The organism is Rhodopirellula sp. JB055 (assembly GCF_043100905.1).
In the GTDB taxonomy this organism is placed as follows: Bacteria; Planctomycetota; Planctomycetia; order Pirellulales; family Pirellulaceae; genus Rhodopirellula.
This window is the reverse complement of the sequence record NZ_JBICHO010000294.1, coordinates 1-15,127: the sequence shown is the minus strand read 5'-3', so window position 1 is coordinate 15,127 and position 15,127 is coordinate 1. Positions and strand designations below refer to the sequence as shown.

Sequence of the window (15,127 nt, the reverse complement as noted above, 5' to 3'; positions counted from 1 at the left end):
ATGATGAGCACGGTCGACGTCAACGGCGATGACGCGTCGCCGTTGTACAAGCAATTGACCAGCATTGAATCCAAGCCGGCAGGCAAAGGGCCGATCAGTTGGAACTTTGAAAAGTTCTTGATCGGACGAGATGGCCAAGTGATCGGCCGTTACAAATCGAAGGTCGCCCCGTCGGATGACGAGTTGGTGTCGGCGATCAAAGCCGCGTTGAAGGGCTAGAGCACGATTGGCGAGCACGAGCACGAGCTCGAGAAGCTAGAAGCTTTCCTTTCCGCGCATAAAAAACGGGGCGAACTTGTCATGCAAGTTCGTCCCCGGTTTTGTTTGATCGCGTCGAGCCCACTCAGGCACCCCGGTGACTTCGCGGCCGGTGATCCGTTGTTCGGTCCAATGTCCGGATCAGCACGGCCGACGAAGTCGGGTTGGGGTCGCTGTGTGGAGAGCGTTACGTCATTGTTCTCTGGGTAGCCCCGTCGAAGGGGGCTCCCCTGAGAACGAGTATCAATCAGCAACCGCAAGCGGGAGCAACGTCGCAGCCTGCGTCGCAGCCGCAGTCGTGTCCGCAGCCACAGCCGTTGCCGCCAAGGATTCCCTTGAGCAAGCTACGGATAGGACCAGCCGAAGCAGGTGCACAGGCTGGAGCACAAGCGTCTGCACAAGGATCTGCACATCCGCAAGCTGGAGCTGGGCAGCAAACGGTGACAGGAACTTGCTTGCAAACAACTCGTGGCACGCAACGAGTCACGGTGTAAGGCTCGCAAACTTTGCGGCACTTCTTGACCTTGATCGTTTCTTGGTAGCACTCTTTGCGGCAAGTCGTGTAGCACACGGTCTTGGTACGGCATTCTGGAACCATCTTGCAAACTTTGTACTCGCAAACCTTGGTGCGGCACTCAGGAACCATCTTGCAGACGGTGTACTTGCAAACTTTGGTGCGAGGCTCGCAAACCATCTTGCAAACGGTGTAGTTGCAAGTCTTGGTGCGGCACTCAGGAACCATTTTGCAGGTGGTGTAGTTGCAGGTCTTTTGACGGATTTCGCAAACCATCTTGCAGACCTTGTACTCAACCGTCTTGCTACGGCACTCTGGAACCATCTTGCACACGGTGTAGTTGCAAGTCTTGGTACGGCACTCAGGAACCATCTTGCACACTTTGTACTCAACGGTCTTGGTGCGGCACTCAGGAACGCGACGGCACACGGTGTAAGGGATTTCACGAGTACGGCATTCTGAGACGTACTTGGTGCAAGTCACTTCTTTTTGCTCGCAAGTTGGGACCCAGACTTTCTTGCAGATCGTCTTGGGGCAACCTTGAACGCATTCCACTCGGCATTTGCCTGGGCAGTACACGGTTCGGCAAGTTGCGGCGTCGAAGTACGACGTACCGGGCTCACGCACGGTGCGACGAATCATCGGGCCAGGAACGGTTTCCGTGACAGTTTCCCAGTGTCCACCTTTGACCGTGATGGTCTTGGTGTACGTTTGAGGAACGCTGACGCGGTAAGTTTCCGTGCGAACCTTTTGTTCTTGCACGGTGTTGTAAACCGTGTAGTTGATGTTTCGCGTACGAGTTTCGTACGTTGGCACCATCACGGTGTAGTTGGTCACTTTTTGACGAGTTTCGTACACAGGCTTGTTGACCGTGTAGTTGATCGTCTTCGTACGAGTTTCGTACACAGGTTTCTTGACTGTGTAGTTGATCACCCGTTGGTGCTGTTCGTAAACAGGCTTGTTAACGGTGTAGTTGATCGTTTTCGTACGTGTTTCGTACACAGGTTTTTTGACTGTGTAGTTGATCACCTTTTCACGAGTTTCGTACACGGGCTTGTTGACCGTGTAGTTGATCGTGCGTTGGCGAGTTTCGTACGACGGCACCATGACCGTGTACTGAACTTCTTTTTGGTGAGTTTCTGGAACCATTCGCGTACGGTTGACCACTTGGTCTTCGAAGTACACTTCGTTCCGTGTGCGGTAGCGAGTCTCTTCGACTTGCTCCATCACTGTTTCGCGGACGGTTCGCATGACGGTGTAAGAACCACCGGCGACGGCGGAACCGTCAGCGACAACCGAACCACCTGCAACTGCTGAGCCGTCTGCCACTACCGATCCATCGGCAACAACGGAACCACCACAGCTGCTACAGCCTTCGTAGCTGATCGCGCCGCTATAAGCAGCGTGAGCAGCATTCGCGCCCGAGACGATCGAGATGATCATCAGAGCGGGCAACAACCACAAACGTTTCATCGTAAGTTTCTCCACAGGTAACAACGGGACGTTGTAAAAACGCAGCTTCCTTTGGCCTGCCGGATACCCCCCGGCTTGACCTCCATACCAACCAAGACCCAGACTGCTAAACCGATCCGCTGCCTGATTCACTGTCACTTTGTTTGCAGTGAGCCCGTCGACTGAACGAAGGCCGAGGCTGCGGTTGTGAGAGCGGGATGGCCCACACGTGGGCCAGGGAGGGTCGGTAAGGCTTCACTTGCCAGTCGGTCAGAGATAAGCTGTGCCAAGCGTGTGTGACACAGGCGAGAACTCTGCGGACTAGTAAAACTGATCTTGATGCACAAACTTCATCGACTGCGGGATACGAGTTGAACAAGCAAACAGGGAAGTCCTGGCAAAAGGGGGCGATTGTGTTGTTGAGTCTTGCCGACCTTGCGGGTTGTTCCGTTGGATTCGATTATGCGGGCTGTTGATGGGTGTGAACAAAGACATTGACGTTGAAGGTACCGATGGTCCGGATGGGGACGATCGTCGGGCCGAGTTGTCGACGCCCGCAGTGGGGCGATTGTCGCTTTACTACCGCGAATTGCACCGTTTGCTGGACTCGGGCGAGACTTCCACGAATAGCCGTGACCTGGGCGCAATGGTCAATGTTTCGCCCGCAGTGGTCCGTCGTGACCTCAGTTCGATTGGCTCGATCGGCCGCCGTGGGGTTGGTTACGACGTCGCGATTCTGGCGGACCGAATTGGCGTGGTGCTGGGGTCAGGCGTGCATTGGAAAGCGGTCCTGATTGGCGTCGGATCGCTGGGCAACGCCTTGTTGCGATATCGCGGATTCGAGCGCCTTGGGTTTTCCCTGGCCGCGGCGTTCGATACTGACCCCGCCAAGCATGGCAGTGAAGTGGGGGGGACAACCGTCCGATCGTTGGACGATTTAGAAGACGTTTTAGCATCCGCCAAACCAGAGTTGGCGATCCTGGCGGTCCCCAGTGAACAAGCCAGCCAGGTTGCGACTCGCGTGGTGGCGGGAGGTATTCAGGGGATCCTGAATTTTGCTCCAACCACCCTTCGCGTGCCCGCGGGGACCGCGATCATCAACGTGGACCTCGCCAGTGAATTGCAGCAACTGGCGTTTCGAATTCAGAACCGTTGAGTGGTAGGCGACGAGCACTAGAAGCTAGAAGCCGGCGACCTCAGTCGTCGACGCGGAGCATTGGGTTCCAGTTGCCGACTTTGTATTCGGTCCGCTTGCCGCTGGCCGGCATGCCTTTCGTTCGTTCTGCATCGAGTTTCTGTGTCAACTCGCGAATCAATTGGGCGATCTTGGGATCGTTTTTGCGATCGCCGTGGGCCAGGTTGGTGAACTCATCGGGATCATTCTTGTGATCGTAGAGTTCCGTGCCTCGCTTGCCATCGTCCCACAACGTGAATCGGTAGCGCTTGGTGCGAATCGTGTAACCGTAGTAACGCTGCTTGGCTTTGCGATCGTTGCGAGCGACCATGGACATGGAGTACCCGCGACCAGTTTCGGATGGATCGCGTAGCATCGGCACGAGCGATTGGCCTTGCATCAATTCTTGCGTCGGCACGCCGCAAAACTCGGTCAGGGTGGGGTACAAGTCAACCAAGCCAACCGGTGACTTGGCGACGGCGCCTTCCGTTCGGCCTGGTTCGGCGATGATGAGCGGCACGCCAGCGACTTTGTCAAACAGGGCTTGCTTTTGCCACAACCCTTTTTCGCCGAGAAAGTAACCGTGATCACTGGTGAAGACCACGATGGTGTTCTTGTCCAAACCGGTGCGTTTCAATGTGTCGAGAACCTTGCCGACTTGCGCGTCCATGAACGTGGTGCTGGCGTAGTAAGCTTGAACCGCTTTGCGCCGCAAGTCGTCGGTCAGTTGTTCTTGTTCTTTCTTACGACTCAGCAACGCAGCTTCGGGGACGTCCGCGTTGTCTTCTTCCACGTTGTCAAACAGCGGCATGTCTTCTAAGTCATAGAGATCAAAGTACTTCTTTGGCGCCACATAGGGTGTGTGCGGACGATAAAAACCAACGGCCAAAAAGAACGGTCGGTCACTGCGTTTGGCACATCGTTCGAGCACCCAAGAGGCATCGTCCGCCAACATGCCATCGGTGTGAACTTGGTCGGGGCGAGGGGACGCGTACCACGACAGGGTTCCGCCAAACGCACCTTTTCGAAGCGTGAAAATATCGGGTTCTTCGATCAGTCGATCGCAACCGGCTGGGTTCAGTTCCAGCTCCCAAGAAGCGGGGTCGTCGTGACCGTTTGTTCCCACCGACTTGGGAACGTTGTAGTGATACAGCTTGCCAACTCGTCCTGCGAAGTACCCATCCAACCGGAAGGCTTGCGGCAACGACCAACGCTGAGGGATGGAATCGCGAAAGATTTGAGCGTTGCCGTGAATGCCCGTCGTGTCGGGATAGAGGCCGCACAGCATTGAATTGCGGGAAGGTCCGCAAAGAGGGTATTGGCAGGCGGCGTTCTCGAACAAGACACCTCGAGCGGCTAGGCGATCGATGTTGGGTGTTTGAACGATTGGATCGCCATAGCAACCGATGCGCGTGTTCAGGTCATCGGAAATCAAGAACAGAACGTTCTTACGTTGGCTCGGTTGGGGCGTTTCGGAATCTTGCCCGTGAGTTGTTTGGAAACCGAGACACGAGCTGAGGAAGAGACCGAAAACGAAGATCCGCCTGATGGACATCAATGAACCTACTGCACGAGGATGGGGACTGGTGCGGCAAGTATAAACGAGAAAAACCCACGACGTTGGTTCACAACGGCGTGGGTTTTGAAAGGCGGTCGAGCGTCATGAGTCTCGCTGTTCAGGGGCGAGGAGCGAGGCAACGTTTCGCGATGAATGTCATCTAGCGTTGGACGTTGTCTTCCTCAGGTCGAGTTGCCAGTTGCGTGTCCGCGTCCAACGCGGCGGGATCCAGGCCTGGGTTCAACTCGGGGTAAGCCGAATCGGGAACGATGTCGACCGCGACGATGGATTCGATTCCGGTGGCCGTGTTCAAGCTGACGATGCCGTTGGGAATGCCATCGGGAGTGGGAGCTGGAATCGCGTCGCCGTCCACCAACATGGTTGGGATGGCGGGGGCCGACTCGACGGCATCGGGAGCTTCATCAGGAGTCGGCGCGGGAACCAGGTCTCCTTCGACCAGCATGATCTCGATGGTTGCCGAGTTGGGCAATTCATCGGGAACCGCATCGGGGATCGGCGCGGGAATGACTTCCCCGTCGACGACCATGGTGTTGATCGAGTGAACCGTGTCAGGTTCCGCGTCAGGAATCGGCTGCGGGACCGGTACGCCATCGACCAACATCATCGGCACAGGTTTCGCGATCATCGACGCCAAGTCATTGGCGACCACATCCAACACGTCCGCCTCGATCACCGAGCGGCGGCGGGCCACGTCAGCCAATGCGATGCCCAAATCGCGAGGCGAGAAGCACTCGGCGGTGTCCGCGATTCGGCTGACTTGCCATACCGCTTCTTCCAACAGGCAATCGGGCGAAGTCTTCACCAGTTGAGCATCGTGGTAGTCGTCTTCGTTCAAATCATAGGGCAGGTAGGCTTCTTCCAAGGTCACGATGACGGGCGAGCTTCCGACCAAATCGCTGGCCGTCTCGGCCGGGGCTTCGGGTTCCACAAACGGTTCCGCATCCAATTGCAAAACCGTGTTGCCGACCGGTTTGGAGAAATCATGCATGGCGATGAATGGAATGATCACCGTAGGTTGCGTGACATCCAAGGGTTGTTCAGCGGCGAGGGCCGCCAACTCTTCGCGAACGTCGATCGTGAACTTGTGCGGTGCAGGTTTTGCGGTGGCGGCTTTCTCAACCACTTGGCTCTGCAGCACTGGTTCATCGGAAGCGACTTCGGGGGTGGATTCGTCCAACCACCATCGATTCAAAGCAACCGCTTGAGCCAACGCTTGGTCGTCAGCGACCTCTTCATTGAGAGCGGGATCCAGTTCACCGGCCACGGGTGGCAACTGGGCTTGCGTGCGGATCATCGCGAACGGTTCGAGGAACTGTTCCAACGGGATGCCAATCTTGGCTGCGGTGGAAGCAGCGACGGCGGCCAGCATTTCGTTGAAGTCCGATGACGTGCGGCGAACGCTCGTCGCGGGTGATGGCGACTCGTCAATTTCGACTGCCGCGACTTTCAATTCGTCGCCAGTGGCCTCGGGTTGGATATCAACGCTGACGGTCGGGATGGAATCGTGTGTGCCGGGGATCGAGATGATGGTTTGTTGGGTGGAGCCTACATCTGCGTCGGCGGCTTTGATTTCATCGGCTTGTGCATCGATGGTTTCGGCGGCTGGTTCTTCGCTCGTGACGTTGAGTTCGTCTTCGGCGATGGCAGGCGGCGTGACGACAGGAGCGGTGTCGTCGGAAGAGGAATCGACAGGTGTGGGGGCGATCGGGGCGGCGTCTTCGTCAAAGCGATGGACGAGGATCGAGATGCCGCCGGTGAGAGCAGGGTCGGTTTGCTTGGCGAAGGCGAGTGAGGGAGCCAACCCAGAGGCAAAGAGCGAACCGGCGATGGTGACCGACAAAGCGAGGCGTTTGGCGGTGATGGAACAATGACGAATGGGGGCGAAGATTTTCATGATTATGTTTGACCGGAGGTCAGCGAACGAAGTCTTGGAATAATGAGTCCACTGCGAAACCGGAGTTTGAATGAAAGTGATGGTGGGCGGTGAGGTGGGACAGAGCGGCAACAGAGGTGCCGACGTTGGTGCTGCCAACATCGCCAGGTGGAGATCCCGCTCCAAGGCACGCTATCGGCGAGTGGGACGGTTGGAGAATCGAAATCGCCTGGGAAAGCTATTCCTTTTCACTGCGACCGTTCAGGTTGTTCCGGTTGGGCAAAGTCACGGCGGTTTCACGGCCGCATTTTTGAAGAAATCCCAACAATTCGCCTGCTCAAACGGATGTGAGAAGGTCTTCGAATTGAGCCCGCAGGTGGGTTCGATTCACGCGTGGAAAGGTGAGGGCGGATTGCCACCATTCCAAATCGAGGCGAAGCCGGTAGGCTTTTAGTTGCTGCGAAAGCGTTTTCGCGGCTTGATGGTCCCGCGAATTTTTTGAGCAGGTTTTCAGTCTTGAGTTCCGCCAAAGGTCCCCTTCTCGATCCGACGATGTTGTTCCGGTTCGAGGTTCGGTTGCAGCAGCATGCTTTGGATTGGAGTTCACGCGGGTTGTCATTGCCGGCGTCGTGCCGGGTGCCCTCTTTCGCAGCATTGTCGGGCGGACCGATTTATGCCGACGTGCGGATCGCCTGGGACGTGACCGGCATCGGATTCCAATTGCTGGTCAATGGAAAGCGTCAATTGCCTTGGTGCCGTGAGACTCGGTTGGACGAGAGCGACGGTTTGCACTTGTGGATGGACACGCGAAACAGTCCCAACATCCACCGTGCGACACAGCACTGCCATCGGTTTTTATGGCTGCCCGCTGGCGGCGGACCGAAGCGTGAGCGAGCTGTGGCGGCGATGGTGCCCATCAATCGAGCGCGTACCAATCCCAAGCCCATTCGTCCAGACTCGCTCAAAATCCATGCGATCCCGCGTCACGATGGTTATGAATTGTCCGGGTTGATTCCTGCGGACGCGCTGACTGGTTATGACCCCAAGGACCAATCGCAGATCGGTTTCTATTACCTGGTCGCCGACCGGGAACTCGGTAACCAAGCGTTGACGCTCAGCACCGATTTCCCGGTTGCGGAAGATCCCTCGTTGTGGGCCGAAGCCGCTTTGATCTCCAACTGATCAGAGACTGCCAGCGGCGTCGAGCGAGAAGCCGCTGGGGATGGAAGCGGCGTGATGTTCGCGAAGCGGTTGCTATTCCGCGGTTTCGCCCACGGCGTCTTGATAGAACTCAACCAAGTCGCGGCGAAGCTGTTTCAGCGAAGGTTGGTGGATGTACATCATGTGCCCACCTTCGTAGTGCTTGATTGTCAGGTTCTTGCTTCGTTCCGGTGACAATCCCATGTGATCGATGGTGTACTCCATCGCGAAATGGGGCGTCGCGAGATCGTAGTAGCCGCAGGCGACGAACAATTTGAACGATGGGTTCGCAGCCATTGCTCCTCGCAGGGTTTCCGATGCGTCCACATAGCGGCCTTCGAAGGGTTTGTAGCTCCACGGATGCACGTTGCCGGTCAAAATTTCGTACACGCGACGTTCCTTGTAATTGAGGTCACGTCGCATGTAGTCGTTCAAGCAAGCGGTGAAGGGGCCGAAGATCGCAGCGCCGCTGGCATCGAACTCGGGGGTTTCGCCGGCGGAGTCGCGGTCAATGCCAGCATAACGACTGTCAAAGCGGCCAATTGTCAGGTCTTCGTCGCGTAGCAATTCTTTGCCAAAGCGTTGCATCGAAATTTTCAGGTTCGCCGCCAAAACATAGTCTTCTGACAAACCTGTCAAACGCGACAATCCTTTGGCGACTTGTTTGCGTTCTTTGTCACTGATGCTGGTGCCTTTGAGCAGGGCAGGAGCGTATCGGCTGTAAGCAAACTTCTCGGCTCGAGCGACGACCTTTTCGAGAGGAAGCGATTGCAGTTCGTCATCGAGTTGTTTGTGGTACCAAGCCGTCGCAGCGTAAGTCGGCAAGAAGCAAACATCCGGAACATCGTTGCTAGGTGAGAACCGCAGCGTTTGAAAGTTGATCGCGCCCGAGATCACGATGGCTCCGTTGAGTTCCATCTTGTAGTGGTCTCGCAGGTAGCCGCTGAGGCCAGCGACGCGGAGTCCACCGTAGCTTTCGCCGAGGATCAATTTCGGTGAAAGCCAACGTTCGAACTGTGTGGTGTAGTCATGGATGAATTGGCCAACGCTGCGAACGTCTTCGTTGTAGCCATGGAAATCACGTTTGTTGACATCTTTTGCTGGGCGGCTGTACCCGGTGCTGACAGGATCGATGAACACCAGGTCCGTGATGTCCAGCAGGCTTTGGTGATTCTCATTCAGGTGATAAGGAGGTCGCAACAGCGAAGCGTCATCGGGGAATTCGATGATCTTCGGGCCCAGCATTCCCAGGTGCAGCCAAACAGAAGACGAGCCGGGGCCGCCGTTGAAGCAGAACGTGATCGGACGTTTGGTGGCGTCGTCGGTCTTGCGAGTGTACGAGACAAAGAACACTTCCGCTTTGGGATCCAGTTCGTCGGTCTGCATCACCAGTCGGCCAGCGGTAGCGGTGTAATCCACCGTCTCTCCCGCCACTTGAAACGAATGTTCCGTGGTGACGAACTTGTCCGTCAGTTCATCGCTCGGCTTCGTTTTCGCAGCGGCGTCTTTCGAGCCAGCAGCGTCATCGCCAAACGCAGGGACGCTTAGGAACAACAGCATCCACAAGCTTGCAAAGCATTTCCAATTCATCGGGGGCATCTCAGTTGTATCAATCGTGAAGTGTTCAATTGGGTGTCCGAACCAATGGCCAGTGTACTTTGCGAAAGCAGCAGCGACGCGTTGTCGACAGGAACTGTGTGGGCTCCGTCGGACGCTGGGCAAACTGAACCCAATAGCGGTTGAGAACGGCGGATGAGTCGCCTCTGACGATTCGCGAAATTGTGTCTTGTGTGGGTGGTGAGCGAGCGAACTTGAAACTCCACCTTGACGTGCAGGTTTGGAAGTGTACCTTGACGTGCATGTTTGGCGGCGATGGTTTTGCCGCTTCGTTTCGACCACGTCCTCCAGGAGAACCGCCTTGCTCAGTGAAAACACGATTCGCATTGTCAAAGAGATCACTCCCGTTGTGGCAGCCAACGCCGAGACGATCACGCGGCGATTTTATGAGCGAATGTTTGAGGTGAATCCGGAGGTCAAGGTTTTCTTCAACCAGTCGCACCAGCACACTGGCGGACAACAGAAAGCGCTCGCCGGCGCGATCTGTGCGTACTTCACTCACATCGACAACCCCGGCGTGTTGTTGCCGGCGGTGGAGTTGATTGCCCAAAAACATTGTTCGCTGGGGATTCAAGCGGAGCACTATCCGATTGTGGGTGCGAACTTGTTGGCGGCGATCAAGGATGTGATGGGAGAAGCGGCAACCGAAGAAATTCTGGGAGCGGTGGAAGAAGCGTATGGGTTTTTAGCGGACATCTTCATCAGTCGCGAAAAGGACATCTATCGCGATCAAGCCTTGGTGCCCGGTGGGTGGAATGGAACGCGAACGTTTGTGGTTTCTCGCAAGGTGCCGGAATGTGATTGTGTGACTTCCTTCTATTTGAAACCGAAAGACGGAGGTGAGTTGCCTGCGTTCAAACCGGGGCAGTACATCACCGTCCACATCGATCATCCAGTCACTCCCACGTCACCCCGCAACTACAGTTTGTCCGACCGCTGGCGAGAGCCTCATTACCGGATCAGCGTCAAGCGAGAGGAGTCTTTGCAAGCCGATGCACCGGGAGGTTTGATTTCGAACCATTTGCATGATGAAATTCAAGAGGGCGATTGCATTGAACTTGGGCCTCCGTGTGGCGAGTTCACGCTCGATCCCACTGAGAAGGTGGCGGAGCCAATTGTGTTTCTGGCAGGCGGAATTGGTGTGACGCCACTTTTGTCGATGGCGAAGTCATTGTTGAAGGCTCAACCCAATGCAGAAGTTGTGTTCGTGCAGGCGGCTCGCAACAGCGCATCCCAGGCGTTTGCGAACGAGTTGAAAACGCTTGCGGAATCGTCGCCTGGGTTGAAGTTGCGAACGATCTACGATGCGCCTTTGCCGGATGATTTGGCATCAGGGAAATGCGATGAAACCGGGTTGCTGACCAAGGAACTGATTGCTGAGTGGACACCGGTTGGGACGGCTCGATATTTCTTCTGTGGCCCAAAGCCTTTCATGAACCTGGTTCATTCGGCTCTGTCGGAGATGGGTGTGGCGGACCATCGGTTGCAGTACGAATTCTTTGGTCCCAAACAAGAGTTGGTGCCAGCTTAGCGACGTTTGTTCGTCTGTGGATTCGCGATCGCTGCATGCGAGTGAATCAGCGAACGTAAATTGAAGCCATCCGCTTGGTGTTGCTGGTTCACTTGCATAGTCTTTACGCATTCATCGCAAGCATTGTGTTTGCGTTTTTTGGTTGGGTGCGTTGCATGTGCGAAGGTGGCCGTGATGGGTTTGGTTCAAGAGTTCAAAGAGTTTGCTCTCAAGGGCAGCGTCATTGATTTGGCGGTCGGTGTTGTGATTGGCGGTGCTTTCAGTGGCATCGTGAAGTCGTTAGTCGACAACATCATCATGCCACCGATCAATTTGTTGACAGCTCGCTCGGGGGTCAACTTTAAAGAGGCTGCTCTGACCATTGAAACGAAGTCGCCCAAGTTGGATGACGCGGGAAAGGTTATCGAAGGCGAAGGCGCCGAGATGCTGGTTCAGGACTATCCCGTTTTGAACTACGGCCCGTTCGTGCAGACCATTTTTGAATTCCTGCTGATCGCCATAGCCTTGTTCGTAGCGATTAAGCTGATCAACGCTGCTCGTTCGCGAATGGAAGATGAACCGGAAGAGGAAGAAGTCGCGAAGCCGAGCGAGGACATTCAACTGTTGCGAGAAATTCGCGACGCCCTTCAAAAAAGCTGAGGACCCAATGAGTCACCGACGTTCGTTTGGATTTGTTTTGGCCGCCCTGTTTGCTTGCCAGTTGATGGGAGGAGTCAGCTTTGTCTCCGCTGAGCAACCGGTGGTGGAAGATCAGTTCGTCTACAAGACGATCGCAAACGACACGTCGGGCAAAGCGACCAAGTTGTTTGTCGATTGGACTCGGCCATCCGATTGGTCGGCGGAAGATTCTCGTCCCGCCGTTGTGTTCTTTCACGGCGGTGGATGGACCGGTGGGAAGCCCGGGCAGTTCGCTTCGCATAGCGAAGAGTTGGCCGAGCGAGGGATGGTGTGTTTTCGCGTGAAGTATCGGTTGCTCGATAAGAAGTCGAAAACGCCACCGGATGCCTGCGTCGAAGATGCTTCGGACGCGTTTCGTTACATCCGCGCCAACGCTAGCAAGTTCGGGATCGATCCGAAGCGGATCGCGTCCGGCGGTGGTTCCGCGGGCGGACACTTGGCCGCGTACTTGGGGATGATGGATGACCAAGTGGTGGACGGTGTCTCTCGCAAACCGGCCGCAATGTTGTTGTTCAACCCGGTTTATGATAACGGACCAGGCGGTTGGGGCACGGGCAGAGTTGGCGACGCGTACGCGACGTATTCTCCGGCGCACAACATCACGAAAGACGACCCGCCGTCGATCGTGTTCTTGGGAACCAAAGATAATTTGATCCCGGTCGCTACCGGGGAACGCTTTCGTGACGTCTGCCAGGAAAAGGGCGTTCGCAGTGAACTGCACCTTTACGAGGGCCAGCCACACGGGTTCTTCAACGCGAAGAAGGTTGAAGGCGGCGGTGAGATTTATCGCGACACGATGGAAAAGACATTCGCGTTCTTGAGATCGCTTGGCTGGATCGATTGAGCGAAGTTGGATTCGAGCATTTGCCCGCAACGGTTCCGGTGTTGTGCAGGTTTTGAGTGCTGTGTTGCCAGGCGTTTATCATCACCTTCCCAAAAGGAGGGTGAAATAAAACTGCACGACCTCTTCCGCCAGGCAGTGTTGATTCGCCAGGCGTCCTTGCGACGCTCTCCGGTGTTCGCGTCATAGTGCTCGACGACAATGAGCCGAACACGCAAACATTTGGGGCAAAGGCTCTACTCTGCCAATGCTCATTCCGCTGAGGGCTTGGCGTCGGTCGCTTTCGGCTTGGTCTCTTTAGCCTTGGTCGCCTTCTCATCCTTCTCGACGTCAGCGGCCTTGATCGGTTTCGGCATTTCCTTGCCTTCTGGGATGAACTTCATCGAAATGGAGTTCACGCAGTGGCGAGTGTTCTTGGGCGTCAGGCGTTCGCCGTGAAAGACGTGACCGAGGTGACCGCCGCAATTGGCACAAACGATTTCGATCCTTCGTCCATCCGCGTCTCGTTGGCGTTTCACTGCACCTTCGATTTCGTCATCGAAGCTGGGCCAACCGCAATGGCTGATGAATTTGTCTTTGGCGTGGTACAGCGGCGTGTTGCAGCGTTTGCAGATGTAGGTGCCGGGGTCCTTGGTCAAGGTGTAACCGCCATCTCCTGGTGGTTCGGTGCCCTTGTGCAGGATCACGTATGCTTCGGCTTCGGTCAGCGGATTGAACGGGCTCGAATCCATGTTCAGCTCAAATCGTTTGGAGGGCAATTGAAAAGCAGGTTTTCGGACTGGCTTGGCGGGCGTGTCGGCCGTCTTTTCCGCAGTGTTGTCGGATGCCGTTGGCTTCACCGTGGTCGCGTCATCTGCATTGGTGGTTGCGAAGGGGCCACCGCAGCCATTGGATACGAAAAGCAAGACGCCAGCGGCGGCGACGGGGAAGCACTTTTTCCAAGCAGGCGTTGAGAGCAGGGGCATCGTTCGGCCTTTTGAGTCGAAGGAAGGGTGAGGCGGGGCGGGGGAGAAAACGTGAAATGTCTGGCATCACGGATGGTCCGCAATCGCGGCCGCCGCGGACGGGACATCGCCGCGACGAGACAAAAATCATCCGCTTCCTCTCGCAACTATTTTACCGCATCGTAGTACGACGCAAACCGGAAAACGGATTTCAACCTTTTGGCAGAAAATTGGGTTTCGCCAGGTATGGCGAGAACACCACCCGTCAAGATGCTGGTAGCACCGATCCGGCATCGCAGTGCCAGCCGTCGCATTCCTGGGAGCTGGATCAAACGGTCTTCGATTCGAACGTTTCAGCATCGTGCCGCGCTTCCATGGCGCCGCTGTAGATCTCGTGGGCTACCAGCACGACCATTCCCACTAGGAGTGGCAAGATATAGTAGATCACTCGAAAGATCAAAACCGAGGCGAGCACGGGTTTTCCGACGGTATCTTTGAGCAGTGTCCAGAGGATCAGCTCCAGCACGCCGAGTCCGCCGGGGACTTGGGTGATCAGAGACACGGTGATTCCGACCAAGTACGCCGCCAGGACGGTTGGAAAAGGCACGACCGCGTCACCGGGCATCACCAAGTACAGCGCCGTTGCAGAAATGGTGAGATCGACGATGGCGACGGAGGCCTGAGCGGTGGCCAAACCGAGGCTCGGTGGGCGTAAATGCAATTTGCCGATCGGCCAAGGCTGACGCCAGACGAGGCAGATTCCCGCGTAAAAAACGGCGATCGAAAGCAGGATCGCACCTAACGTTCGGACGCCAAACGGCAGGTCGAATTTGGCTGGCAGTTCGATCGGGTGCAGCACCAACACTACTCCGCCGAGCACGCACACGCCGGACCAAAATGTCAGAGCCAGCACGCTCATCAAGGCCACGATTTGCCGGTGGGTGAGCCCCCAACGGTGATAGAACCGGTACCGGATGGGGGCGGCGGCAAGCAGTGTTCCGAGGTTGTTTCCCAGCGCGTATCCCAGGAACGCGACCAGGGAGACTCGGCGAAGCGGAAGCGCACGGCAGACATAACGCAGTGCCAAAATGTCGTAGCAGATCAGCAGGCCGTAGTTCAGTGCGACCAGGAAAGTCGCGATCACCAGGTAGGCGGTGGGAACGCCGGTTAGGCCGGCAACAAAGTCATCCCAGGAAACCTTTTGAGCTTCGCCGATCAGGAGCCGCACGGCGAGGCCGAACAGCAACAGAGCCATCAACGGGCCGACAAGCTTGCGGGGATCGAATTTCACGCCGGATGGCTCTTTGGGTGGGACGGCCGAAGGTCGCTACTGGTTTGTCAAAAAAATTGGGCTTGATCGTAGTGGGCGGGGCGGCGCGTACCCCGGTTTGGGGGCCCGGGAGGACGTTTAGCCGCGGCCACGAAACAAAAAAAAATCGGGGAAGGACCCCAAATACACTTTGTCT

The 15,127-nt window shown here is 56.2% G+C and carries 11 protein-coding genes and 1 pseudogene; 6 read left to right on the top strand and 6 right to left on the bottom strand.

Annotated elements, in window-relative coordinates:
* A pseudogene (locus tag ACF8AM_RS11750) lies at positions 1-219 on the top strand (glutathione peroxidase); the annotation flags it as partial.
* A 286-nt stretch (positions 220-505) separates the two neighbouring features.
* On the opposite strand, the gene ACF8AM_RS11745 reads toward ACF8AM_RS11750, so the two are convergent.
* Entirely contained in the window at positions 506-2,245 is a 1,740-nt protein-coding gene (locus ACF8AM_RS11745) for a hypothetical protein (protein ID WP_392555813.1), read from the bottom strand.
* Positions 2,246-2,699: 454 nt separating this feature from the next.
* Between ACF8AM_RS11745 and ACF8AM_RS11740 the strand changes: the two genes are divergently transcribed.
* A complete protein-coding gene (locus ACF8AM_RS11740; RefSeq protein WP_392555812.1) occupies positions 2,700-3,380 on the top strand; it encodes a redox-sensing transcriptional repressor Rex in 681 nt (226 codons plus the stop codon).
* 40 nt (positions 3,381-3,420) lie between these two features.
* On the opposite strand, the gene ACF8AM_RS11735 is transcribed toward ACF8AM_RS11740, so the two are convergent.
* The gene (locus tag ACF8AM_RS11735) at positions 3,421-4,953 is read right to left on the bottom strand and encodes a sulfatase (RefSeq protein WP_392555811.1); all 1,533 of its coding nucleotides are present in this window, start codon (positions 4,951-4,953) and stop codon (positions 3,421-3,423) included.
* 163 nt (positions 4,954-5,116) lie between these two features.
* The gene (locus ACF8AM_RS11730; RefSeq protein WP_392555810.1) at positions 5,117-6,871 is read right to left on the bottom strand and encodes a hypothetical protein; all 1,755 of its coding nucleotides are present in this window, start codon (positions 6,869-6,871) and stop codon (positions 5,117-5,119) included.
* 615 nt (positions 6,872-7,486) lie between these two features.
* Between ACF8AM_RS11730 and ACF8AM_RS11725 the strand changes: the two genes are divergently transcribed.
* On the top strand, positions 7,487-8,032 hold the full coding sequence (locus ACF8AM_RS11725; protein WP_392555815.1) for a hypothetical protein: 546 nt from the start codon (positions 7,487-7,489) through the stop codon (positions 8,030-8,032).
* Positions 8,033-8,104: 72 nt separating this feature from the next.
* Here ACF8AM_RS11725 and ACF8AM_RS11720 read toward each other — a convergent pair whose 3' ends face one another.
* Positions 8,105-9,649: a S10 family peptidase gene (locus ACF8AM_RS11720; RefSeq protein WP_392555809.1), complete on the bottom strand. Its 1,545-nt coding sequence runs from the start codon at positions 9,647-9,649 to the stop codon at positions 8,105-8,107.
* A gap of 319 nt (positions 9,650-9,968) precedes the next feature.
* On the opposite strand from ACF8AM_RS11720, the gene hmpA reads away from it, so the two are divergent.
* The 3 genes from hmpA (at position 9,969) to ACF8AM_RS11705 (ending at position 12,720) form a co-directional block, all read left to right on the top strand.
* Positions 9,969-11,198: an NO-inducible flavohemoprotein gene (gene hmpA / locus ACF8AM_RS11715; RefSeq protein ID WP_392555808.1), complete on the top strand. Its 1,230-nt coding sequence runs from the start codon at positions 9,969-9,971 to the stop codon at positions 11,196-11,198.
* 174 nt (positions 11,199-11,372) lie between these two features.
* Entirely contained in the window at positions 11,373-11,837 is a 465-nt protein-coding gene (gene mscL / locus ACF8AM_RS11710) for a large conductance mechanosensitive channel protein MscL (protein WP_392555814.1), read from the top strand.
* Positions 11,838-11,844: 7 nt separating this feature from the next.
* Complete coding sequence (locus ACF8AM_RS11705; RefSeq protein ID WP_392555807.1) at positions 11,845-12,720, top strand: alpha/beta hydrolase; 876 nt, start codon at positions 11,845-11,847, stop codon at positions 12,718-12,720.
* A gap of 248 nt (positions 12,721-12,968) precedes the next feature.
* Here the strand turns inward: ACF8AM_RS11705 and ACF8AM_RS11700 are convergent, their stop codons facing one another.
* Positions 12,969-13,682, bottom strand: a complete 714-nt coding sequence (locus ACF8AM_RS11700) for a methionine-R-sulfoxide reductase (protein WP_392555806.1) — start codon at positions 13,680-13,682, stop codon at positions 12,969-12,971.
* 307 nt (positions 13,683-13,989) lie between these two features.
* On the bottom strand, positions 13,990-14,952 hold the full coding sequence (locus ACF8AM_RS11695) for a UPF0104 family protein (protein ID WP_392555805.1): 963 nt from the start codon (positions 14,950-14,952) through the stop codon (positions 13,990-13,992).
* Positions 14,953-15,127 lie beyond the last annotated feature (175 nt).